A 23,406-nucleotide genomic window follows, 5' to 3' on the forward strand; every position below is an offset into this window, starting at 1 on the left:
GCCACCAAGCATTAATAAAAGTTTAGTTTAACAAACATAATAAAAACCCTTTACCTTTACCTCGTTGCTAATTGCAGATATATATGAATAAGAAAGTACTATGCTTCGGCGAGGTTTTATGGGATACTTTTGGAAGCGAGAAAATAGCCGGTGGCGCACCAATGAATGTAGCGCGACATCTGGTTCAACAGCATGTTAATGTTGGCTTCGCAAGTCGTGTAGGAATAGACGAATCAGGCAATAAACTGGTAGACGCTTTGAAGCAAAACGGGCTTTATTCAGAAAATACGATTCAGCGGGATGAAACCTTACCAACCTGCGAGGTTACCGTACAGCTTGACGACAAAGGGCAGGCTACTTATATCATTCCGCAACCTGTTTCATGGGATAATATTCAAACTACAGAAACGCTTACTTATGCCGCTGTAAATTCAGATGCCATTGTGTTTGGTAGTTTGGCTTGCCGCACCGATGTTACCCGCAATACATTGCTGAATCTGTTAGACGAAACCAAGGCATTAAGAATATTCGATGTTAACCTTCGTGCCCCACATTATACGCTTAGTACTATAGAAAACCTTGCGGCCCGTGCCACGGTTGTAAAAATGAATGAGGAAGAAGCCCGCCTGTTAATCGGTGGTAGCAGCAGTGCTTCGTTGAAAGACATTATTGCTGAATTCCGCGCTAAGTTTCATCCAAAAACTATTTGCATAACACGTGGCGAAAACGGTGCCATCATCTGGCATGATCACGATTACTATGAACATCCCGGCTTTAAGGTTGATGTGGTAGATACTGTAGGTGCAGGTGATGCATTCCTGGCTACTTTTGTAGCAGGCATTTTAGCTAGCGAACCAATGGAAAAACTACTTGTAAAAGCATGCGCCGTAGGTGCTTTTGTTACCAGTAAACGCGGTGCAAACCCGATTTATGATGAGCAGGAGATCAACCGCATAATGCAAAGCTAAGAGCCCTTCTTTTTTACTTTTCACTTACTATAAAGCTGTATGCTTAACCTATTTTTGTGTAGATAAACAGCAAAAATATGAAGGTTGAAATATGGTCGGATGTGATGTGCCCGTTTTGTTATATCGGCAAAAGAAGGTTTGAGGATGCATTGGCACAATCACCCCACAGAGATGAAATAGAAGTTGAATGGAAAAGCTTTCAGCTTAATCCGGATATGGTTACCAGTCCCGGCACCAACATCAATCAATACCTCGCGAAAGCAAAAGGCTGGACTTTAGAGCAAGCCGAAGAAATGAATGCCCATGTTACCGGTATGGCGGCAGAGGCAGGTTTAACTTATAACTTCGACAAAGCGATAGTAGCTAATAGTTTTAACGCACATAGGTTTAGTCACCTGGCTAAGAAACACGGTTTGGGTGATGCCGCTGAAGAACAATTATTCAAAGCCTACTTTACCGATGGTAAAAATACCGATGATATAAACACACTAATTGAATTAGGTACAGCGATTGGTCTTGATGCTGCCGAAGTAAAACAAACTTTGGAAAGCGATGCTTATGCCGGCGAGGTAAAAGAAGATATTATTGAAGCGCAGCGCCTCGGCGTTCGTGGGGTGCCATTTTTTGTGTTGGATAGGAAGTATGGTATTTCGGGTGCACAAGCTGTTCCCGTTTTTGAGGAAACCATTGAAAAAGCATTTACCGAATGGCAACAGGAAAACCCGAAGCTCGATATTATTGAGGGCGATAGCTGTGGCCCTGATGGAAATTGTTAACATAACCGAAATCGTTCCCAATTCAAACATTTTTTATTAAACTTGCTCATTCGCTTAACAACCAATTATGAGCATTTTAAAATCCGGAGTAGCAGGCGTTATGGTATTTATGGCGCTTACATCCATTACATTAGCACAAACCACTATCAAGCCAGAAAAATATCCTGTTTATAATGGGGAGTTGGGTGTTAAATACTCAGCTAAAAAGACTGTATTTAAAGTTTGGGCGCCGAAAGCTTCGGTTGTAAAACTGCGTTTGTATGATGCCGGCGAAGGTGGATCGCCCGTAAAAGAAATCGATCTGGTTAAAAAAAGCGGAGGCAGCTGGCAAACGGTTATCAACCATAATGTCAAAAATAAATACTATACCTTCCAGGTGATGCAGGATGATAAATGGTTGTTAGAGGCGCCTGATATTTACGCGAAAGCAGTAGGCGTAAACGGTCATCGTGGTATGGTGGTTGATTTAAAAGCAACTGACCCTACAGGTTGGAATAAGGACAAAAGCCCTAAGCTTAAAAAACTAACAGATGCGGTTATCTACGAGCTACATATCCGCGATATTTCCATCGATCCAAATTCAGGAATAAAAAATAAAGGCAAATTTTTAGGGTTAACCGAAACCAATACCAAAAGTCCGGATGGCCAATCAACAGGATTGGCTCATTTAAAAGAATTGGGTATTACGCATGTACACATATTACCCGCTTTTGATTTTAACTCGATAGACGAAACCAAGCCTAATGAAAAGCAATACAATTGGGGCTATGATCCGCTAAACTATAATGTACCCGAAGGTAGTTATTCGACCAATCCGTACGATGGTAATGTAAGGATAAAAGAATTTAAGGAGATGGTGCAAGCCCTGCACGCTAACGGATTACGGGTGATATTGGATGTGGTTTATAACCATACAGCTGATATTGATCATTCTAACTTTACACAATTCGCACCGGGGTATTTCTACCGTCACAATCCCGATGGTAGTTACTCTAATGGGACAGGATGTGGAAACGAAACCGCATCAGAGCAGCCGATGATGCGCAAGTTTATGATGGAGTCGGTATTATACTGGGCCCGTGAATATCATATAGATGGCTTCCGGTTTGATTTAATGGGGATACATGATATTAAAACCATGAATGCGATTAGCGATACATTGCACGCCATTAACTCAAGTATTGTAATTTATGGTGAAGGATGGACAGCAGGGGAAAGCCCTTATCCTGAAGATAAACGGGCTGTTAAAAAGAACGTATTGAAATTGCATGAGGTAGCTGCTTTCAGCGATGATATTCGCGATGGGTTAAAAGGTGGTTTTAGCAATGTAAAAGCTAAAGGCTTTGTAAGCGGCGATCAAAACTCAAAGATGAGCGTGATGTTTGGAGTTGTGGCATCGGTGCAGCACCCGCAGATAGATTACAGTAAAGTTGATGATTCCAAAGCTCCATGGGCAAAGCAACCTTATGGTACGATAACCTATGCTTCCTGTCATGATGATAATACGTTATTTGATCGCTTGAAGATTGAAAACCCGGATGCATCAGAAGCTGACCTGATCAAGATGGATAAGCTGGCCAACGCGATTGTACTTACCTCGCAAGGGATCTCATTTTTGCATTCAGGGGCGGAGTTGTTGCGTACTAAACAAGGGGTAGCAAATTCATTCAACTCGCCCGATAATATCAATGAAATAGACTGGAGCCGCAAAACAAAGTATGCCGACGTATTTAACTACTATAAGCAAATGATCGCTTTGCGTAAAGATCATCCTGCATTCAGGATGCCAACTGCCGGAATGATCCGCAGGCATTTGAATTTTATCGAAACTGGTGACCCATCAACCATAGCCTATCAATTAACCGACAACGCCAATGGCGATAAATGGAAAACGATATTAGTAGTATTGAATGGCAGCAAGGATGCAAAAACTGTTAACATCCCGGCTGGTAACTGGACTTTGGTAAGTGATGGCAATAAGGTAGACGATGCTGGCAAACTGGTGAGCGGTTCATCAGTTATTATTCCAGGTATTACCGCTTATATTTTGCATGATTAATTGAAAACGATGATATAAAACATTACCGTTTCTTTACTTTCTATATAAATATTATTAAATACCTTTGCAAAGTGTACTTGTTACACTTAGTAGATGGAAGATATAATAACACATAACATAATAGAAGTTCAATATAAAAGATCGAAACTTACCCTAAGGTTGGTTGTTGGTGTAATGTTTTTCCTTGCAGGATTATGTTTCGCCAGCTGGGCATCGCGTATTGTTACGGTACAACAAACAATGGGCATGTCTGATGCAGGCCTGGGCGCCGTGTTGTTCTCGCTTCCGGTTGGGTTAATGTGTTCCTTGCCGTTTTCCGGTTGGATCATTACCATTATCGGCAGTAAAAGATTGCTCATCATAGCACTTGTTGTATATAGCCTTGCATTAATCAGCTTAAGCCTGGCGCAAAATGTAGTGCAGCTAATAGGTTGTTTAATATGTTTTGGTTTTGCAAGTAATACGGTAAATATCGCTGTTAATACCCAGGCAGTTGCTTCCGAAGTTATGTATAAAAAGCCTATCATGGCATCCTTTCATGGTTTGTGGAGTTTAGCCGGTTTTACAGGTGCGGGCATTGGTACATTTATGATAGCTAACGGAATTGTGCCGCTGCATCACTTTATATTGATAACCGGGATTGTGATAGTGACGATCATTTTAACTGCCAAATACCTTAAAGATGATAAAGTAACCAATAGTGGCCCGGTATTCGTAATGCCTGATAAATCGTTAATCACGCTGGGTATAATCGCTATGTGTTCCATGATTTGTGAGGGGGCTATGTTTGATTGGAGTGTTATCTATTTTAAAAAGGTGGTATTAGCCCCAACAGCTTTGGTAGGTATAGGTTTCACCGCATTTATGTGTACCATGGCCGGTGGTCGCTTTATTGCTGATTGGTTTGCCCACCGTTACGGTTTGAGGCGTATTTTACAAACCAGTGGTACATTAACCGTTACGGGTTTATTAATTGCTGTTATATTCCCCTATTTTTATACAGCCATGGCTGGTTTTTTATTGGTGGGAGCGGGTGTTTCGTCAGTAGTACCCATGGTGTATAGCGCTGCAGGAAGGTCAAAAACTATGACTCCTGGTGTGGCTTTAGCAGCGGTATCAACTATAGGGTTCATCGGGTTTCTGTTTGGCCCGCCAATAATTGGGTTTATTGCGGGTTTAGCTACGCTAAGGGCATCATTTGTATTTATTGCTTTTATGGGCACTTGCGTAGTTGTTTTATCAACCAAAGCCAAATTGTAACTATTCCTTGTCTAAATCGTCCTCGTCGGGGTTTAGCAAATACTCAAATTGCTCGTGCCCGTTGTGGAATATAAACTTTATACGCTGTTTACCTTCTTCTATATCTAAAGACATGGCCCCAAGCGCGGTTGGTATATTATCCCTGATCAATTTAATGTCGGTTATGTTGGGCATCTCAATAAATATATCATCACCCTGTGGGCTGATTTTCCAACCCTGTAAATGAGCATGATTCAGGGTGTCGATCCATTTTTGCTGATAAAAATTCATAGCAGATAATTTATTCTTATTAAGGAATCTGCGCGCGAATGGTTTTATACTGCAGGTGATTAATTGCTTTTTTTTGCTAGTTTTCCAATGGTGAGGCCCTGCACAACTACTGAAAAAATTACGATGAGGTAGGTAATCAATACAAATTCATTCCTGTGCATAGCTTCGGGTAATGATAATGCCATGGCTACCGAAAGGCCGCCCCTTAATCCGCCCCAAGTTAACATCGCGATAGCATTTTTTTCAAATTTTATCCAAAACCGCAAAACAACTATTGGCAATAACACACAAATATATCGAGCAAATAAAACTACAAATATCATTATAAAGCCAATGAGCATAATAGTTGGATCAATTTTTATCACCAGCATTTCCAGGCCCATCAACAAAAATAAAATCGCGTTAAATATTTCATCCAGCATATCCCAAAACTTTAGCAGGTGGTCGCGGGTAATTTCAGAAAAACCTTCGCGCTTACCCTTTGTGCCAATAATAATACCGGCAATAATAATAGCCAATGGCCCCGAAAGGTGAAAATGATCCGCCAGCGCATACCCGCACATTACCACGGTTAGGGTAATAAGCACTTCAACACTATAATTGTCTATCGCTTTAATCAAAAAATAAGCTAAATAACCTATTGCGCCACCAAAAACTATTCCGCCACCGGCTTCTTTTACAAAAAGCAAGGCTGTACTACTTATGGAGAATTTGTCCATGCCATTTGTGGCAATCTCCAGTATTGTTAAAAAGATTACTACGCCCACGCCATCATTAAATAATGATTCACCAGCAATTTTAAGTTCGAGCGATTTTGGTATGCCGACTCTTTTGAGTATCCCCATAACCGCAATAGGGTCGGTGGGCGATATTAATGCTCCAAATAATAAGCAATAGATGTAAGGTATGGCGAATTGAAACACCTGAAAGAGATAATAAGCCATGATACTTACCAAAAAGGTTGAAATAAATGTGCCAATTGTAGATAGGATAATTACAGGCCATATTTCATTTTTAAGTTTATTAGCATCAATATGCAACGCCCCGGCAAATAGTAAAAAGCCAAGCATTATTTTCATCAGCACCTGTTCAAAATTAATATTGGCTACAAGCTTATGTGCTTCTGTTGAAAATGTTGGTATTAAGTTGCCGACTAAAACAATAAGCAACGATGAAAACATAGCCAATATCATTATCCCAATAGTTCCCGGCAATTTAATCCACCGCTCATTAACATAGGCAAAAACGGCAGTAAGGAAAATGATTACGGATATTATTTGATATATTTCCAATGCGTAAATGTTAGACTCCCCAATTTACTATAAATACTTTAATATGGAGTATAGTGGGTAAATCTTAATATTATGTCAATATTCAATTATCATATTTTTATAATAATTGTTAAAATATACACTCGTGTCAAACAATATGGGTTAATTTTTTGTAAGATTACTTAATCATTACTCGCATATTAATACCTTTGTCCCCAATTGATGGATACAACTGATACCACACCCATAATACCAGAACCCGTGAAGCAAAAACGATTTGCAGGCATTAGAAAAAGCCTGACTGATTTTTTTGCCAGTCTTTATAATATCAATAGCTTCATAATCCGCTTTTTTAAAGAAGCCTTTTTGCCCCCTTATGAGTTTAAAGAAATTATAAGGCAATGTTATGAAACAGGTGTTCGGTCATTCACGCTAATATCACTAACGGGTTTTATTGTCGGGTTGATATTTACCAAACAATCACGCCCTTCACTGGCTGAGTTTGGTGCAACATCGTGGTTGCCATCGTTAGTATCTATAGCCATTATGCGTGCCCTTGCACCGCTGGTAACCGCGCTTATTGCCGCGGGTAAGGTAGGCTCAAGTATTGGTGCCGAATTAGGCTCCATGCGGGTAACCGAGCAAATTGATGCCATGGAAGTATCGGGTACAAACCCTTTTAAGTTTTTGGTTTGTACAAGGGTATTAGCTACCACGTTAACCATTCCTATTTTGGCTACCTATACTGGTTTAATATCCATCCTTGGGGGCTTTTTAAACGTGTATGTAAATGAGGGTACCAGTTACCGTACTTATATAGGCCAGGTTTTCGATCCATTAAGTTTTATTGACTTTACAGCCGCTTTAATTAAATCCATTGTATTTGGGTTTACTATTGGTATTGTAGGTTGCTATCAAGGTTATAATTCAAGCAGTGGCACTGAGGGAGTGGGGAAAGCAGCCAACGGCGCTGTAGTTACAGCTATGTTTTTAATATTTATTGAAGAAATTACCATTGTGCAAATAACCAGCTGGTTCAGATAATATGGAAAAGCAAAAAGCACCTATAGATCATAAAAACGCGGTAATACGTGTGCATGGGCTTAAAAAAGCTTTTGGCGATTATGAAGTATTACGTGGTGTCAACCTGGAATTATATCAGGGCGAAAATCTGGTGGTGCTGGGTCGGTCGGGTACAGGTAAATCGGTATTGATTAAAGTAATATCAGGCTTATTACAGGCTGATGCTGGTACTGTTGAGGTATTAGGGCAGAAGATTGACCAGCTAACTACTAAGGAATTACAGGCATTGCGTATACGAATCGGGTTTTCTTTTCAGAACAGTGCTTTGTATGATAGTATGACGGTTAGGAAGAACTTGGAGTTTCCGCTAGTGCGTAACCGCAGAGGGATTGGTCGCAAGGAGATTGATACATCAGTTGAACGGGTTTTGGAAGCGGTAAGCTTATCGCAAACCATCAACCAAATGCCATCGGAGCTATCAGGCGGGCAGCGCAAGCGTATTGGTATTGCCCGTACGTTGATATTGAACCCTGAAATAATGCTGTATGATGAACCAACAGCAGGTCTTGACCCGATTACTTGCATCGAGATAAACGAGCTGATAAATGAGGTACAGGAGCGTTATAAAACATCATCCATCATTATTACGCACGATTTAACCTGTGCTAAACAAACAGGCGATAGGATTGCTATGTTACTTGATGGGAAATTTCAACGGGAAGGTTCGTTTGAACATGTTTTTGATACGGATAATGCCCGGATAAAACCATTTTTTGATTATAATTTTATAAAATAGATATTTACCATAATATTATGGATTTAAGAGAAAACAGGCGCGCGGTAATAGTCGGATTATTTTTAGCCGTTGGGTTAATTGTATTCATTCTAGGCGTATTTACATTAGGCGGTCAGTCAAAAAGCTTTTCAAAAAGCGTACATATAAGCGCCGTGTTTGATGATGTTGCCGGTTTGAAAAAAGGCAATAACGTTTGGTTCTCAGGCGTAAAAGTGGGTACTATAAGCGATATACATTTTACCGGCCCATCGCAGGTTGATGTTAAAATGAGTGTTGACGAAAATTCACGCCAGTATATTCATGATAACGCGCAGGTACACATTGGTTCCGACGGATTAATCGGTAACAAGATCATTGTTATTGATGGCGGAAGCCCGCAAGCACCTATTATTCGTGAGGGTGACATATTGCAGTCTGCGAAGATTGTTTCTACCGATGATATTATCAAAACCGTACAGCAAAATAACGAGAACCTGTTAGCCATAACCAGCGATTTTAAATTACTGAGTCATAAAATATTACAAGGCAAAGGAACAGTAGGCACACTTTTAGCCGATAGTATGATGGGCGTACAGCTAAAGGAATCGATGCATAACCTGCAAATTGCTACACAAAGCGCGGCGGTAATGGCTAATAACCTGACCAAATTCAGCAGCAAACTAAGTACTAAAGGCGGCCTTGCTGATAAGATGTTTACCGATACTGTTACGTTTAACAGGATACAAGGCGCGGTTGCACAGCTAAAAGCCGCTGCCGACAACGCCAAAACCTTAACTGATAACCTTAATACCGCCAGCAATAAGTTAAACAGCACCGATAATGTTTTGGGCGTTTTATTAAACGACAAAGCCAGTGCAGCTAAAGTGCAAACCAGCATTGATAACCTGCAACAAAGCTCAGTTAAGCTGAATGATGACCTGGAGGCCGCACAGCATAACTTCTTCTTAAAAGGTTTCTTTAAAGACCGGGCTAAAGCAAAAGCAGATAGCCTAAAGAAAGTCGGCAAACAATAATTTGTTAACCGTACTGTACCACGAAACGAATGGTACGCCTGGTACAAATGGTACACTTTTGGGGCCAAAAACTGCTTTAAAAGCACTAAAAAGCCAATTTTAGGTGCCAAATTACCTCTTTTTTTGACCTGAAAACGTGTTTTTTCACCCAAAAACAGTCAAAAAAGCGTTGTTTTTCGCTCGTTTTTGATCAATTTTACACTGTTTTTTATCGAAATTTAAAAGCAATTCCCCCCGATATAAAGCGCAGGGCCTCGTGCGATACCTTTCCCTAGAATAGGGAAAGGAGGAGGATAGGGTAGATCATACGACAGGACTCAAAACAATCTTTGTATGATAAAGCAGGGCCTCGTGCGATACCTTTCCCTATACTAGGGAAAGGAGGAGGATAGGGTCAATATGCGATAGGGTAAAACAGCGACAAACCATTTTTACCCTAAACTGTTGACTCATCAAACAGGCAGTTATGAAACAGAAGGAAACTCCACTTAAAGAGGGTGATGCAAAACAAACTGCAAAGCCTGATACCACTAAGCTACAAACCGAACCACCCATCAGCGAAAAAGATGAGGTAAAACAGGCCGAGGCTAAAACAATTAAAGCCACCCGTAAGCATTTATAAGGCTATCTTTATTAATTTAGGCAATTATTATTATCATCTAACATGAAATATATATTGCCCTTTGTTGCCTTTATACTGCTGATTCAATCTTGTAAACCAGCTATAAAATCTTCCGATCTTTACGGTACCTGGAAGTATTTAAAGGTTGAAAACCCTAATGAAAAACCACCAAGTAGTGTACCGCAAGATGAGCTGCAGGTGCAGGCGCCTTATATCAAATTTACTAAAAGCGATAGCCTGATCATTATTTGGGGTGGTAAGATGCTAACACATGGTAAATTCCGCATGGATGGCAATAACATCAATTATACAGAAAACCTGCCTGATGGTTTATCAAGGACATTCCCATTCTATATTTCAAAAATAGATGGTAAAAACTTAGTGTTTGAAACACTCGGGGAAGAGGGGACAAGGGTTACGGCTGTTAAAGAGTAACTTATTATTTATCTTGTGATTACTTAAAAAGTTATTTTTCTACTTTTAACTATGATTAAGACCTACCTATCACTTGTCTGGTTATTAGTTGCACTAGTAATCACAACCTCTGCATCAGCTCAGTTAAGTATTAAGCTAGCTGGTAAAACACACAAAATACCAAAATTCAATAAAACTGTTAGTTCTTCAGATGATTCGTTTACGCTTAGGATAGATTCTATGTATATGAGTTATCACATACTTGAACCATTGTCATCGTCTCTCTGTCAGTTTGAAGTAAGGTGTTCCTATTCGGGGATGACTACTAATGAGTATCAAATCAATGTTTTAAAAGCCGATAAAGACAGTCTCTGGTGGGAGCAGTATTTTATTCAGCGAACAACAGGACGTGCCCCAGTAGCTACAAGATATATCGAAATAGGCAAAGGTCGCGGCTCTCTTCCTGAATATCTGTCAATAGTTATTAAGCGAAATTCAATAGCTGTTGGTTCCTATTCTGTTATTGATAGCCTTATACACTTAGGTTTGTTTACCCAACCAAGTATGGATGTAATCTTATCGAACTTAAGGAAGAAGAATGTTAGCCTTCAAAAGGCCGCTATAATGGACTGTTGTAGTCCGATGCTATTCAACATTAAGGTTAATGAACACTATCGTAGGTTTATATATGATGATTATTCATTTCAAAGGAATCCTAATGTAAAAGAGCTTGCTGATGCCAGCAAGCTTGTCAATACGTTCTTATATATCGCTTCGGATAGATAATGAAATTGCAAGCAGACGAGCGCAGCTAGTTGCGCTTAATGAATACGCAATTAAAAATTAATGCCCCACAGGCATCGCTGATGCGTCCGGTTTAATCTCCTCAACAATAAACCTTCGGCCAATAAGTAGCACGCCTAAAGCTACAACTGATGATGCTGTAACAATTACCGCCATTGATAGCGGAGAAATGTTCTTAAATAAACTAACAAAATAAGTTGCCAGCGCCCCTATACCCAACTGCATAGCGCCCATTAATGATGATGCCGTGCCTCCATTTTTAGAGAATGGCGCTAATGATAGCGCTGAAGCATTTGGGTTGATGATACCTACACCACATAATATCAGGAATATCATTGCCAGTGTTCCGGTCAATCCAAACCAACCGTTTAGTGATTCAATTAAATAAAGTATAGCCACTATAACCTGGCCAATCAGGGCGACGATCACTATCCTTTCGCTCCTGAAGTATTTCAGCAATACATTGTTTAGCTGGCTTGAGCCGACAAACGCTATTGACAGGAAGGCGAATATCCAACCGTAAACCTTGCCGCTTACATGAAAGTAATCCATAAATACAGCAGGCGACCCTGCTACGTAAGCAAACAGCCCCGCAAAGGCCAGTGAGGTAGTTATAGCATAAGTATAAAACTGCGGCACTTTAATTACGGATATAAAATTATTGATGATAGGTAGTGGCTTTAAGGAGAAAGAGGGGTCGGGTTTATAGCTCTCAGGCAAGGCGAAAATTACTGCTATCAATATTAATATAGCAATACTCATCAGCATAATAAATACCGATTGCCAGCCAAAAGCCGCTGTAAGGTAACTACCGACAGTAGGGGCAATTATTGGCGATGCGCCAAGCACCAGTATCAGCAAAGCAAAAACCTTGGCATTATCTTTAACCGGGAAAATATCGCGTACCATAGCCATGGAGGCTACACCAGCGGCGCAACTGCCCAATGCCTGTACAAAACGAAGTATGATAAGCGTGTTGATTGATGTTGCAGAAAAACATCCAACCGAAACAATAATATAAAGCGCCAAGCCAAAATATAATGGCCTCTTGCGGCCAAAACGGTCCATCATCGGCCCATAAAATAACTGCCCTAATGCCAGGCCTATAAAAAAGCTGGATAAGGAGCGGTCAACCTGGCCAATGTCGGTATGTAAGGCTTTGGCAATAGCCGGGAAACCCGGCAGGTACATATCAATACTAAAAGGGCTCAACGCGGTCAACAGACCCAATATCAGGATAAGAAAGAAGTAACGTTTACGGGTCATGTATTAATAAATAGCTGCGCACAAAGGTAACAATTGCAGTTTGATAGAATGGGTGCTATTTAGCAGGCTCCCATAATTCAATTTTATTGCCTTCCAGGTCAAGTATATGTACAAATTTGCCGTAGGGGGAGTCTTCAATTTTATCTACTATGGTTACCCCATTGCTTTTTAAATCCGCCACTAATCCTTCAAGGTCTTCTACCCGGTAGTTGATCATAAAGTCTTTTTTTGAAGGCTCAAAATATTTAGTATCCTCTTTAAACGGACTCCAGCTGGTTGATCCTTCTTTTTTAGGGTCATCCTTTTCCAGCCAATCAAAAGTGGCGCCGTAGTCGGTAGTCGCTATTCCAAGGTTTTTGGCGTACCATTCCCTCATTAATTTCGGGTCGTCGCTTTTAAAAAATATACCGCCAATGCCGGTTACTTTTTTTGATTGAGATTTCTGTTGATCGCTCATAATTGTTTTTTTTTGATGGTTAGGTAATGCAAAAACGTCAGACATGTTTAATCCGACACCGACCGCAACTGCCCCGGTAACCGACTTCTTTATAAAGTCGCGTCGGGAATTGTTTTCAGTTTTTTTCATGTATGCAATTTAAGCATTGCAACAATATAAAATAGTAGGCCGCAAAAAGTTCAAAATCAACAATTGTTATTACTTTAGGCGGGGGATGTGTAAGCTTCGGCAAAAGCCCCCTCTAAATCTCCCCCGGTTGGGGAGACTTTTGCTTCAGTCTTTATTAAAGCCCTCCCTTCCGGGGAGGGTTGGGTGGGGCTTTTGCCGAAGTTATTTTGACAACTTTGCTTATTAAATATTTATAAATATCAATGGCTATACTATCTATCTTAATTTGTCTTGTTCTGTTAGTAATACTGGTTACCTGGGCAAAACTTAATCCCTTTGTTGCCTTTTTAATCGTATCCATTTTGGCTGGCTTATTATTGGGCATTCCTATGGGTAAGGTTATTGCTTCTGTTCAACAAGGCTTGGGCGATACATTGGGCCAGTTAGCCATCATCATTTGCCTTGGAGCTATGTTAGGCAAGCTGATAGCTGTTAGCGGCGCGGCTCAACAAATTACCGAAACCATGGTAAGTGCCGTTGGCGAAAAGCGTATCCAATGGGCTATGGTAGTTACAGGCTTTATTGTGGGGATACCTTTGTTTTACGGGATAGGTTTTGTGTTGTTGGTACCGTTCATCTTTTCGGTGGTTTATAAATATAAACTGCCTGCGGTTTATATTGGTTTACCTATGCTGGCGGCATTGTCAGTTACGCATGGTTTTTTACCACCGCACCCATCGCCAACGGCCTTGGTGGTGATGTTTCATGCCAATATGGGGCTTACGCTTATTTACGGCTTAATGATAGCCATACCCGCTATTATACTGGCCGGGCCGGTATTTGCTCAAACACTTAAAAATATTCCTTCACAGCCGCTAAAAACGTTCGTGGCTGATGAACTGCCACCTGATAAACTTCCCGGGAGTTTCAAAAGCTTTTTTACGGCCTTGCTTCCGGTTATATTGCTAATGCTTACGGCATTGTTGCCTTTTGTTATTCATGGTAAAGGCCCACTATTACAAATAGTGTCTTTTATAGGCGATCCTGCCATAGTGATGATCATATCGCTATTAGTAGCAACTTTTACATTAGGTATCACCCAACAAAAAAACATGAAACAGTTGGGCGATATTTATGGCGATGCCCTAAAAGATATTGCTCTTATATTACTTATTATCGGTGGCTCGGGTGCATTTAAACAAGTGCTTACCGATAGCGGGGTAACAACCCAAATTGCAAATGCGCTGCAAACCTACCCGCTGTCGCCACTTATTTTGGGTTGGCTCATAGCTGCCATCATCCGGATCTGTATAGGTTCGGCAACCATTGCCGGTTTAACCGCTGCCGGTATTGTATCGGCATTGGTGCTGCAAGGCCATGTAAACCCTAATTTAATGGTATTGTCGATAGGGGCGGGTAGCTTAGCTTTTTCGCATGTTAACGATTCGGGCTTTTGGCTGTTTAAGGAGTATTTTAACCTAACGGTTAAGGATACCTTTCGTTCCTGGTCGGTAATGGAATCATTAGTCTCATTTATTGGCCTGGCCGGTGTTTTACTGCTTAATCTGGTTGTTAAATAATTCTTTAATAATTAATTGCGGGTAACAATTTAATAATATAAAAAACATAGTATTTGGCATGTTTCATGTACGAATATTAGTAATTATTAAATTAAAATGCCATGAAAAATCGAATCGTAAAAACAGTTGTTTTTGTATTAGTAATGGGGTTTATGTCTTACAGCTCAATGGCTCAAAGTAAGGAGCCAATGACTGTATCTAACGCGTTTTCGGCCAGATACCCATCTGCGCAATTAAAGAACTGGAAAATGAAAAATGATACCTGTATTGCTATGTTCAATATGGACAAGAGGCACTATAAAGCATATTACACGACAGCTGGAAACTGGATTAAAACCGAAAGAAATGTTAAACACATATCAACCCTGCCAATGCCGGCCCAGGTATATTTAAAACATAGTAAATATGCAAGTTGGCACATTGATAACCTTGCGAAGGTTCAAACACCAATGCACAACATTTATATGGTTCAGATTGATAACCATAGCGGGAATACTTCTTACGAAAATGTAGGTTCTGATGAAACCGAAAATCTATATTTTAATAGTAAAGGCGATTTAGTAGCTGCAAACAGGCAGTAAACGAATAAAAATATTTAAGTTTACAAAAAACACTCCCCAGCAAAGGAGTGTTTTTTTGTTTAATTATACTTAATTAAAACTTCAACTGTTATTATGTATACCCTAAACAGTAATTGTAAAACCCCGTTTAATAAGTAATGATAAAAAAGGTACTCGTATTTTTTTTCTGTATGATGCCTGGCCTTTTGTTCGCACAAAACATCTATCGGAGTATAGATACCTCCCGGTTTACTGATGATACCATCCCCCAACGTGATGTGATTGATATTTTTCGTTCCGTTTTCACAATCAAAAGCCGCCCCCCTTTGGGCGAAGAAAAAAAACGTTTCTATTTTTCGTTTTTACCTGTTGGTAGTTCTGTTGTACAGGGGCCTGGCAAGGCGTTTATTACATCAACCACCGGTGCATTTTATTTGGGTAATAAAGATAATACCAGCATATCAACCATAAGTTTTACACCCTATTTTAATTTTAAAGGCCGATATGGTATACCTATTCATTCCAATATTTGGTTAAAGAATGACAATTGGAATATACAGGGCGATACTCGATTTTTGGTATATCCGGTTACTACATGGGGGCTAACGGGTAATAAACCTGAAAGCGATGGTTTTTTACTTAATTATAAGTACGTGCGCTTTTATCAAAGTGTGCTTAAGCGTATTGATGATGATTTTTATGTTGGTATAGGTTACGATCTGGATTATTATCTCGATTTGGATATTAAACCTACAGATGTAAATGCTTTCAGAAATTATACGGGTTATCAGTATGGGACAACTGCCGATAAAAACTCTTTTTCTTCGGGCCCAACCCTTAACTTATTATATGATACCCGTAAGGATAATAACCTGTTTAACCCCCTGCCTGGCTTTTATGCCAACTTAATATATCGTTATAGCTCGGTGCCGTTGGGTAGCGATAATAGCTGGCAATCCCTGTATATCGATTTGCGTAAGTATATAGCAATTACTAATAACGGCCCTAAAAATATACTGGCATTTTGGTCCTATTACTGGACTTCGCTTACACCCGGCACGCCTTATCTTGATCTGCCCAGTATCGGCATGGACCCTTATCAACGATCAGGCCGGGGCATTGAGCAGAGCCGTTACCGCGGGCAGCGCTTATTTTACTTTGAGGCCGAATACCGCCGCGACATTACCGCCAATGGGCTATTAGGCTTTGTTGCTTTTACCAATATAAACTCAACCAGCGAGATAAATACAAACCGTTTTGTGTACTGGCACCCGGCTGGTGGTGCAGGCCTCAGAATTAAGTTCAACAAAAAATCAAATACAAATATTGCGTTGGATTATGGCTTCAGTAAAAACTATGGGGCGATACTTATAAACCTTGGCGAGGCTTTTTAAATATTTACTTCTATATAATAAATGTAGATAACTATTTGATTGTTATATAGTTGCAATTGTTTTGCATATATTTAATAATGTGCTTTAAAATACTATATTTGTTTAGCACAAATAGATTAGCCTGATACTCTTTATTTATAGGATAATATCATTCTTTATAAGAAATTCACCCCTGTTTGTCGTCACTTAAAATCTATGTTAAAACGTATTTTAGTATTGGATGATAATCAGGATATCCTTGATATTGTGCAGGAAACCTTGGCTTATGAGCAATTTGATGTTAAATGCGTTACACGCGGCATAGATGTTTTGCCAATGGTTCAGGAATTTTTGCCTGATCTGGTAATTTTGGATTATCGTGTAGCCGGAGCCAACGGTGGCGAGATATGCAGACAAATAAAAGCGCATCCTAAATTTAATACAATCCCGGTAATTATTTTTTCAGCCTATATCAACAGGGATAGTGAGCTTTTAGCCTATGGTTGCGATGCCATAATCAACAAACCATTTGATTTAACCGAATTGATTGAAAAGGTAAATAATTTAGTATCGAAATAAATTATTGCCTGGTTTGTAGTTAGTATAAATTAATTACGTTATTCATAATCTAGGCTTGTATTTAATTAGTTACATTGTTGATTTTTTTTAATAAGTCGAATAAAAATTGCGTAATTCGTATTTTTTATACGATATAAGCTTGAATAAATATCTAACCTCCTACAAAGATTACGTTTGTCCAAAATGTGGATCTCATTTTCATTATCAATTGCACCGCAGCTCTCTTGCAAAAGTAATATCCATAGTTAAACCGAGGCGACGTTTCTTCTGCGCCAAATGCAAGAAAGCCTATAATATTAAATTGGATAAAACTTCGTCCGACTTATAAAAAATCAGAATAACTGCCCTGGTTATGCCTCACCCACTGATAATTTATACTTTAAATTATATATTAAAAGTTAAATTTAGTATATAATACGCACAATAAAGCGGTAAAGTCCCCTGTCTGTTTAAAAATAAGGTATTTATATGATTTTGGTACAGGAATTGTACATATAATAATATGGAAGCAGCAGGAAATGATTTCGGCGATAACGTAATAGAAATGAAAAGGATTTTAGCGGTGGATGACAACCAGGATATTTTAGATGTTTTACGTTATATTTTAGAAGATTCAGGTTATGAAGTAGATACACTCAGCGACGGTCATGATCTATTCAAACAAATAGAAAAAAGCCATCCCGACTTAATATTACTTGATATTATGCTTGGCGATATGGATGGCCGCGTATTATGTAAAAACGTTAAACAAGCTGCTGAAACCCATAATATTCCTGTTATTTTAGTTTCTGCAAGCCATAATATTGCTGATAGCATGAAACAAAATGGCGCGCCCGACGACTTTATTGCAAAACCATTTGATATGCATGTATTGCTTAATTCTATTGAGCGTCAGTTAGCTGCAGCATAAAATAATTTAGTCATTGTACGTTAATCATATTTTTCGTATATTTAAATGTTGCCCCGCTTTTATGATTCCCGTAAACTCATATATGGAATCTTTTAAAAAAATACTTTTCCACATCAATACCAACCTGTAATTTAGCATCGTTAAAACGTTGTTTATCCACATTTGTGAATTACTAATGTGGATTACATTTTTACGATAACGCTATTTTAGCAACTTGTAAGTCGCATCTTATGTTGAAACTCAAATACCTCACTTTTGTATTATCCATATTCTTTGTTTTGTCGTCAAATGCCCAGCAATCGCCAGCTTATTGGGTAAACAAAACTTACCGCACAGCTACCGATCTGCTAAATGCCGGTAAATATGCATCGGCTGCCGAGCAATTCCGGCAGGTAGAGAACGCCACATATAAAACAACCACCCAAAAGCAGTTTGAATCCGAAATATCGTTATTAAAAGAAAACGCTCAATATTACGAGGCCTTCTGCGCCTTGCAATTAGGCAATGATGATGCCGAAAGCATGTTCCTGCGTTTTATAAAGGAATATCCCGAAAACCCTTTAGCTAAGCTGGCTTATTTCCAGATAGGTAAATCATATTTCAAACAACAAAAATATGAGGATGCTTTACGCTGGTTTGATAAGGTACAAGCAGGAGAGTTAAGCGGTAGCGAAAATACCGAATACAAGTTTTTAAAAGGCTATGCGTATTTCTCCATAAACGATTACAAAAATGCGCAGGAGCTTTTTGCTGAGGTGAAAAACCACCATTCAAAATACACAGAAGACGCTACTTATTATTTCGCTTATATTTCTTATTTAAATAAAGACTACCATCTAGCATTGGTGAACTTTGAAAAATTAAAGAATTCTAAAAAATACGAGGATAGCTACCCATATTACATCACGGCCGTTTACTTTTTAGATAAGCGCTATGATGATGTACTTGCCTACGCTATCCCAATCTTGAATACCACGCACCAGCAGCACGAAACCGAAATGCTGCGTATAGTTGGCTCATCCTATTTTGCTAAGGCTGATTATGATAAAGCGGTTAATTATTTCAGCCGTTTCCAGGATGAAGATCAGGGTAAAACCCAAAGCACACAGGATAGCTACGAAATTGGTTATACTTATTATAAGGTCGGCAACAATGCCAAAGCGGCTGTTGAACTGGAAAAACTGGTTGATCACGATGACATCTACAGCCAAAGTGGTGATTATACCCTTGGTAATGTTTTCCTTCAAATGGGTAACAAGCAAAGCGCCCGCAACGCCTTCCTTGGTGCATCTAAGCTAAATTTCGATTATAAGTTACAGGAAGACGCGCTTTATCAATACGCCAAACTATCGTACGAGCTTGATTTTAACTTAGAGGCGCTTAACGCTACACGCAAATACTTAAAGAACTACCCACGGTCAACCCGTACCGAAGAAGTTAAAATATTATTAGGCGAAGAGTTACTAAACTCCCACAATTATGCCGAAGCGGTTGATATTTTGGAGCCGATACAAAACAAGTCTCAAAGCGCGCGTATCGCCTATCAAAAGGTTGCTTACTACCGAGGTTTGCAGTTTTACAACGAAAGGGCATTTGAAAACGCGATAGGTATATTCCTTCGTTCATTAAAATTCCCGGAAGATTCAAAAATTACGGCTTTAACCACTTATTGGATGGCCGAGGCGATGTATGAGGTGCGCAAATATGATGAGTCGGTTGAGACTTTCCAGCAGTTTTTAGATATGCCAGAGTCAAGGGAAACAGACGTTCATAACTACGCCAATTATGCTTTGGCTTACGCGGCATTTGGCGGCGAAAAATACAGAACGGCGGCTACCTACTTCCAGAAGTTTTTAGCAGGCGACGAAAAAGATACCGCCACCACTAATGATGCCATAGCACGCCTGGCCGATAGTTATTTTGTGCTAAAAAGCTATAACGATGCCTTAACATATTATGATAGGATCATAGCTAAGCATAACTCAAGCGAAGACTATGCTTTATTTCAACGCGGCATAATACAAGGCTTGCAGGGGTCGCAGGATAATAAGATAGCCACCCTTACCGAAGTGCTTAACCGTTTCCCTAACTCCGATTATGCTGATGATGCATCGTTTGAAATAGCTTATGCTTATTTCCTTAAAAATGATGGTCCGACAGCTAAAACTGATCTGGAGGCCATGATCGCTAAATATCCGCATAGCAGCTATGTGCCACGGGCGTTGGCGACAATAGGTTTGATAGATTACAATGCCGGTAATGATGATCTGGCTGTTGAATCATTCAAAAAAGTAATCGCGGATTACTCTTCGACAGACGAGGCTAAGCAATCCCTGAAACAGATCCAGAAAATATATACCGATAAAGGCGATGCGCAAACCTTTATAACCTATGCGGCAACCACACCTATAGGTAACTACACCAGTGCTGAGCAGGAAGATATTATGTTCACCGCAGCGAACAACCTGTACCTGCGTGGCGATTGGAATGGCACCGTAAATGCGGTAAATGCTTATTTTGATAAGTTCCCAACCAAACCTATCTACAATAAACAAGCAAGGTTCATCAGGGCCGAAAGTTTGGTTGCTCTTGGTAAACCTGCCGATGCCGTAATTGATTACAACGTAATATTAAACGACTGGACAAGCACTTATACCGAGAAATCACTCATCAGCATGGCTAAGCTTTATATCGCGCAGCAAAAATATAATGACGCGGTGGTGTTTTTGAAAAAGCTGGAAATAAACTCCGAGTATAAAGAGGATTATACCTTCGCTATAAATAACCTGTTATTGTGCTATGCGCAAATGGGTATGGCTGATGATGCACTTAACTATGTGAAGCAAGTACGTGCAAACGACAAGTCATCACAGGAAGATAAGTTTAAAACAGGCTTATACGCTGGTCAGGCTTATTTGGCTAAAGGTGATACCACCCGTGCTATTAACGAATTTGATTACACTATAAGCAATACCAAAACGGTTGCCGCTGCCGAGGCAAAATATAACGTAGCCTATATTGATTACCTGAAACATCGATACAAAACATCACAAAAAACATGTTTCGATTTGGCTAAGGATTTTCCTAACTACGATTATTGGATCGCCAAAACCTATATCTTACTGGCTGATGATTATACCGGGTTAAAGGATAACTTCCAGGCAAAAGCTACACTGCAAAGTATAATTGACAACTACAAAGGCAACGACGATATATTACTAACCGCTAAACAAAAGTTGGCTGCGTTGAGTGGTAAAACTTATGAGCCGCCTGTAGCAGCGCCAGATACTACACAAAACGTTAAACCGGACACTACAACTACTAAACCTGCAGGCAATGGTAATTAACAGGATGATGACCACAAACACGAGACAAGTAATGAAATTACGCTATATATATACGCTGCTTACCTTAATATCGTTGCTGTATTTTGCCCCGGCAAATGCGCAAACCAAACACAAGACTAAAAAAGCTGCTGCTAAAACTGTTGCTAAAAAGCCTGCAAAAAAAGCAGTTAAAACTGCATCTACCCAAAAATCGGATGCGAAAAGAATTGGCGATGCCGTAGCAAAAACAAATTCAGCTGCGGATACAGCAAAATCAGGAGGTAATAATCCTAATAAAAACAGCAATAGCCTGTCGGAGGAGATTGTAGTTACAACCGATTACAAACCGGTTTTGGCCGATGCGGTAAAAATAAGGCGTAACCCTGATCTGGAAGATGCTACACCTTATAAAGCGCCTTTAACTTATACGCCGCTGGATATTAGATTGGAGCAAAATAGCGACATCCGCCAGTTAGATGCCATGAAAATGCCTGCCCAGCAGGATTCTATTCCAACAAATAACTTTATACAGGTTGGTTTGGGGAACTTGAAAACCACTTACGGCGAAGGGTATTTCAGTACCGGCCCTGATCAGGGTCTACAAGCAGGTGGTTATTTTAAGCACCTTGCCGAGCAGGGTAGCCTTAATAAACAAAATGAAAGCACTAACGAGGTTGGCATATTTGGTAAAAGCGTAGGAGCAACCAACTCGCTTAACGGCCGTATCGACTATAAATATAATAGCAATTATTTTTATGGTTACGATCAGGCGGATCCAACAACTGAAATTACCCCGGGTAAACAACATTTCAGCATACTAAGCGCCGAAGGTGACCTGGCAAAAAACTTTGCTGATGTACCTAATGATTTTACTTACGCCCTAAAGCTTAAAGGTTATACCTATAGCGATGCTTACGATGCCCGCGAAAGTAATGTGGTATTATCAGGCTTTGTAAATGAAACCGTTAAACAATTTTATGCAGGTGTAGCCGGTTCGTTAGATCTCACTACCCAAAAAGATAGCCTGTATAATTATAACAATAGCTTGTTGCGTATAAACCCATATATCAAATTTCAGGGTGATATGTATAAGATAGATGCAGGTGTTAACATTGTTGATCAGTTTGGCTTTAGCAGCAACTTCTACATATTCCCGGCAGCAAAATTGGAGTTACAGGTTATACCAAAATATGTACGCTTATTTGTTGAAGCCAAGGGCGATGTAAATAAATCTACCTTATTGGATTTTTCAACCGTTAACCCTTTTATCGGTCAAAATATCGACATCAAAAATTCGGTCGACAAATTGGATCTGAGCGCTGGTTTAAAAGGAACATTAGCGCCGGGACTTAGCTTTAAGGCCTTTATTTTCCGCAACAGCGTTAAGTATATGCCGCTAATGGTAAGCAATTTTGGCCCGGGTGGTAATAAGTTTGCTGTTGTTTATGATAACGGCGATTCGCGCGTTAACGGGTTTACCGGCGAGCTGGACTACAAAGCATCTGACGATGTGGACGTATTTGGCCGTGTAGAGTTTAAAGATTACCAGATGGCACAACAGGTACAAGCCTGGAACTTACCGAAGTTTAAATTAACCGCCGGTACCGCCATCCATATTAACCGTAAAGTTGATATTACAGGTTCGTTATTATTACGTGGTACAACTTATGATATCCCTTATGCTGATGCTTTAACACCCAAAAGCACGGTTACACCAACCACAATTGGCTCTTTTGTTGATTTAAGCGGTGGTGTTAATTATAAGGCTACCAATAAGATCAGCATTTTTGTAAAAGTAAATAACATCCTTGATCGCTCAAATGCAACCTGGCTATATTACCCCGATTATGGATTTAATGTATTCGGTGGAGTTGGTTTTGCTTTTTAAAAAGTGTTTTAAAATGAGCCCATGTTGTTTTATCTAAGCACAAAAACAAAGCGTCATTGCGAGGAGTGTAACGACGTGGCAAT

The 23,406-nt window shown here is 39.8% G+C and carries 21 protein-coding genes; 17 read left to right on the forward strand and 4 right to left on the reverse strand.

Features of this window, described 5'->3' with window-relative positions; all coding sequences use genetic code 11:
* The first annotated feature begins 83 nt into the window (after positions 1-83).
* The 4 genes from GSQ74_RS03635 (at position 84) to GSQ74_RS03650 (ending at position 5,063) form a co-directional block, all read left to right on the forward strand.
* Positions 84-968, forward strand: coding sequence for a carbohydrate kinase (locus GSQ74_RS03635; protein ID WP_158990171.1), 885 nt, complete (start codon positions 84-86; stop codon positions 966-968).
* A gap of 77 nt (positions 969-1,045) precedes the next feature.
* A complete protein-coding gene (locus GSQ74_RS03640; protein ID WP_158990173.1) occupies positions 1,046-1,744 on the forward strand; it encodes a DsbA family protein in 699 nt (232 codons plus the stop codon).
* Positions 1,745-1,811: 67 nt separating this feature from the next.
* A complete protein-coding gene (gene pulA, locus GSQ74_RS03645; protein WP_216846673.1) occupies positions 1,812-3,803 on the forward strand; it encodes a type I pullulanase in 1,992 nt (663 codons plus the stop codon).
* 93 nt (positions 3,804-3,896) lie between these two features.
* Entirely contained in the window at positions 3,897-5,063 is a 1,167-nt protein-coding gene (locus GSQ74_RS03650; protein WP_158990174.1) for an MFS transporter, read from the forward strand.
* Here GSQ74_RS03650 and GSQ74_RS03655 read toward each other — a convergent pair whose 3' ends face one another.
* Together GSQ74_RS03655 and GSQ74_RS03660 are read right to left on the reverse strand one after the other, a co-directional pair.
* On the reverse strand, positions 5,064-5,333 hold the full coding sequence (locus tag GSQ74_RS03655) for a hypothetical protein (RefSeq protein WP_158990176.1): 270 nt from the start codon (positions 5,331-5,333) through the stop codon (positions 5,064-5,066).
* A 59-nt stretch (positions 5,334-5,392) separates the two neighbouring features.
* Positions 5,393-6,625: a sodium:proton antiporter gene (locus tag GSQ74_RS03660; protein WP_158990178.1), complete on the reverse strand. Its 1,233-nt coding sequence runs from the start codon at positions 6,623-6,625 to the stop codon at positions 5,393-5,395.
* Positions 6,626-6,826: 201 nt separating this feature from the next.
* On the opposite strand from GSQ74_RS03660, the gene GSQ74_RS03665 reads away from it, so the two are divergent.
* The 6 genes from GSQ74_RS03665 to GSQ74_RS03690 all read left to right on the forward strand — a co-directional run bounded on the left by GSQ74_RS03665 (position 6,827) and on the right by GSQ74_RS03690 (position 11,258).
* The gene (locus tag GSQ74_RS03665; protein ID WP_158990180.1) at positions 6,827-7,648 is read left to right on the forward strand and encodes an ABC transporter permease; all 822 of its coding nucleotides are present in this window, start codon (positions 6,827-6,829) and stop codon (positions 7,646-7,648) included.
* Position 7,649: 1 nt separating this feature from the next.
* Entirely contained in the window at positions 7,650-8,423 is a 774-nt protein-coding gene (locus tag GSQ74_RS03670) for an ABC transporter ATP-binding protein (protein WP_158990182.1), read from the forward strand.
* Positions 8,424-8,440: 17 nt separating this feature from the next.
* The gene (locus GSQ74_RS03675; protein WP_158990184.1) at positions 8,441-9,436 is read left to right on the forward strand and encodes an MlaD family protein; all 996 of its coding nucleotides are present in this window, start codon (positions 8,441-8,443) and stop codon (positions 9,434-9,436) included.
* Between the two features lie 466 nt (positions 9,437-9,902).
* Positions 9,903-10,058, forward strand: coding sequence for a hypothetical protein (locus GSQ74_RS03680; protein WP_158990186.1), 156 nt, complete (start codon positions 9,903-9,905; stop codon positions 10,056-10,058).
* Positions 10,059-10,100: 42 nt separating this feature from the next.
* On the forward strand, positions 10,101-10,493 hold the full coding sequence (locus GSQ74_RS03685) for a hypothetical protein (protein WP_158990188.1): 393 nt from the start codon (positions 10,101-10,103) through the stop codon (positions 10,491-10,493).
* 225 nt (positions 10,494-10,718) lie between these two features.
* Entirely contained in the window at positions 10,719-11,258 is a 540-nt protein-coding gene (locus GSQ74_RS03690) for a hypothetical protein (protein ID WP_158990190.1), read from the forward strand.
* A gap of 57 nt (positions 11,259-11,315) precedes the next feature.
* Here GSQ74_RS03690 and GSQ74_RS03695 read toward each other — a convergent pair whose 3' ends face one another.
* Positions 11,316-12,542 carry a multidrug effflux MFS transporter gene (locus GSQ74_RS03695; RefSeq protein ID WP_158990192.1) on the reverse strand — a complete coding sequence of 409 codons (1,227 nt, stop codon included), beginning with the start codon at positions 12,540-12,542 and terminating at the stop codon, positions 11,316-11,318.
* A gap of 55 nt (positions 12,543-12,597) precedes the next feature.
* Positions 12,598-13,128: a VOC family protein gene (locus GSQ74_RS03700; RefSeq protein WP_158990194.1), complete on the reverse strand. Its 531-nt coding sequence runs from the start codon at positions 13,126-13,128 to the stop codon at positions 12,598-12,600.
* Positions 13,129-13,370: 242 nt separating this feature from the next.
* Here GSQ74_RS03700 and GSQ74_RS03705 point away from each other — a divergent pair, with 242 nt between their 5' ends.
* The 7 genes from GSQ74_RS03705 to GSQ74_RS03735 all read left to right on the forward strand — a co-directional run bounded on the left by GSQ74_RS03705 (position 13,371) and on the right by GSQ74_RS03735 (position 23,323).
* Positions 13,371-14,687, forward strand: a complete 1,317-nt coding sequence (locus GSQ74_RS03705; RefSeq protein WP_158990196.1) for a gluconate:H+ symporter — start codon at positions 13,371-13,373, stop codon at positions 14,685-14,687.
* A gap of 101 nt (positions 14,688-14,788) precedes the next feature.
* Entirely contained in the window at positions 14,789-15,268 is a 480-nt protein-coding gene (locus GSQ74_RS03710) for a PepSY-like domain-containing protein (RefSeq protein WP_158990198.1), read from the forward strand.
* Positions 15,269-15,438: 170 nt separating this feature from the next.
* Positions 15,439-16,641: a hypothetical protein gene (locus GSQ74_RS03715; protein ID WP_254060805.1), complete on the forward strand. Its 1,203-nt coding sequence runs from the start codon at positions 15,439-15,441 to the stop codon at positions 16,639-16,641.
* Positions 16,642-16,836: 195 nt separating this feature from the next.
* Positions 16,837-17,199, forward strand: a complete 363-nt coding sequence (locus GSQ74_RS03720; protein ID WP_158990202.1) for a PleD family two-component system response regulator — start codon at positions 16,837-16,839, stop codon at positions 17,197-17,199.
* Positions 17,200-17,701: 502 nt separating this feature from the next.
* Entirely contained in the window at positions 17,702-18,109 is a 408-nt protein-coding gene (locus tag GSQ74_RS03725; RefSeq protein ID WP_254060806.1) for a PleD family two-component system response regulator, read from the forward strand.
* A gap of 230 nt (positions 18,110-18,339) precedes the next feature.
* The gene (locus GSQ74_RS03730) at positions 18,340-21,456 is read left to right on the forward strand and encodes a tetratricopeptide repeat protein (RefSeq protein WP_158990204.1); all 3,117 of its coding nucleotides are present in this window, start codon (positions 18,340-18,342) and stop codon (positions 21,454-21,456) included.
* A gap of 31 nt (positions 21,457-21,487) precedes the next feature.
* Positions 21,488-23,323 carry a hypothetical protein gene (locus GSQ74_RS03735; protein ID WP_158990206.1) on the forward strand — a complete coding sequence of 612 codons (1,836 nt, stop codon included), beginning with the start codon at positions 21,488-21,490 and terminating at the stop codon, positions 23,321-23,323.
* Positions 23,324-23,406 lie beyond the last annotated feature (83 nt).

The organism is Mucilaginibacter sp. L196 (genome assembly GCF_009765905.1).
GTDB lineage: Bacteria > Bacteroidota > Bacteroidia > Sphingobacteriales > Sphingobacteriaceae > Mucilaginibacter.

Excerpts from the sequence above, each read along its gene's own strand:
- GSQ74_RS03675 (WP_158990184.1), top strand. The coding sequence starts at position 8,441 with ATGGATTTAAGAGAAAACAGGCGCGCGGTAATAGTCGGATTATTTTTA.
- GSQ74_RS03735 (WP_158990206.1), top strand. The coding sequence starts at position 21,488 with ATGAAATTACGCTATATATATACGCTGCTTACCTTAATATCGTTGCTG.
- GSQ74_RS03670 (WP_158990182.1), top strand. The coding sequence starts at position 7,650 with ATGGAAAAGCAAAAAGCACCTATAGATCATAAAAACGCGGTAATACGT.
- GSQ74_RS03715 (WP_254060805.1), top strand. The coding sequence starts at position 15,439 with ATGATGCCTGGCCTTTTGTTCGCACAAAACATCTATCGGAGTATAGAT.
- GSQ74_RS03695 (WP_158990192.1), bottom strand. The coding sequence starts at position 12,542 with ATGACCCGTAAACGTTACTTCTTTCTTATCCTGATATTGGGTCTGTTG.
- pulA (WP_216846673.1), top strand. The coding sequence starts at position 1,812 with ATGAGCATTTTAAAATCCGGAGTAGCAGGCGTTATGGTATTTATGGCG.
- GSQ74_RS03705 (WP_158990196.1), top strand. The coding sequence starts at position 13,371 with ATGGCTATACTATCTATCTTAATTTGTCTTGTTCTGTTAGTAATACTG.
- GSQ74_RS03685 (WP_158990188.1), top strand. The coding sequence starts at position 10,101 with ATGAAATATATATTGCCCTTTGTTGCCTTTATACTGCTGATTCAATCT.
- GSQ74_RS03640 (WP_158990173.1), top strand. The coding sequence starts at position 1,046 with ATGAAGGTTGAAATATGGTCGGATGTGATGTGCCCGTTTTGTTATATC.
- GSQ74_RS03650 (WP_158990174.1), top strand. The coding sequence starts at position 3,897 with ATGGAAGATATAATAACACATAACATAATAGAAGTTCAATATAAAAGA.
- GSQ74_RS03700 (WP_158990194.1), bottom strand. The coding sequence starts at position 13,128 with ATGAAAAAAACTGAAAACAATTCCCGACGCGACTTTATAAAGAAGTCG.
- GSQ74_RS03720 (WP_158990202.1), top strand. The coding sequence starts at position 16,837 with ATGTTAAAACGTATTTTAGTATTGGATGATAATCAGGATATCCTTGAT.
- GSQ74_RS03655 (WP_158990176.1), bottom strand. The coding sequence starts at position 5,333 with ATGAATTTTTATCAGCAAAAATGGATCGACACCCTGAATCATGCTCAT.
- GSQ74_RS03690 (WP_158990190.1), top strand. The coding sequence starts at position 10,719 with ATGAGTTATCACATACTTGAACCATTGTCATCGTCTCTCTGTCAGTTT.
- GSQ74_RS03665 (WP_158990180.1), top strand. The coding sequence starts at position 6,827 with ATGGATACAACTGATACCACACCCATAATACCAGAACCCGTGAAGCAA.
- GSQ74_RS03680 (WP_158990186.1), top strand. The coding sequence starts at position 9,903 with ATGAAACAGAAGGAAACTCCACTTAAAGAGGGTGATGCAAAACAAACT.
- GSQ74_RS03635 (WP_158990171.1), top strand. The coding sequence starts at position 84 with ATGAATAAGAAAGTACTATGCTTCGGCGAGGTTTTATGGGATACTTTT.
- GSQ74_RS03730 (WP_158990204.1), top strand. The coding sequence starts at position 18,340 with ATGTTGAAACTCAAATACCTCACTTTTGTATTATCCATATTCTTTGTT.
- GSQ74_RS03725 (WP_254060806.1), top strand. The coding sequence starts at position 17,702 with ATGGAAGCAGCAGGAAATGATTTCGGCGATAACGTAATAGAAATGAAA.
- GSQ74_RS03710 (WP_158990198.1), top strand. The coding sequence starts at position 14,789 with ATGAAAAATCGAATCGTAAAAACAGTTGTTTTTGTATTAGTAATGGGG.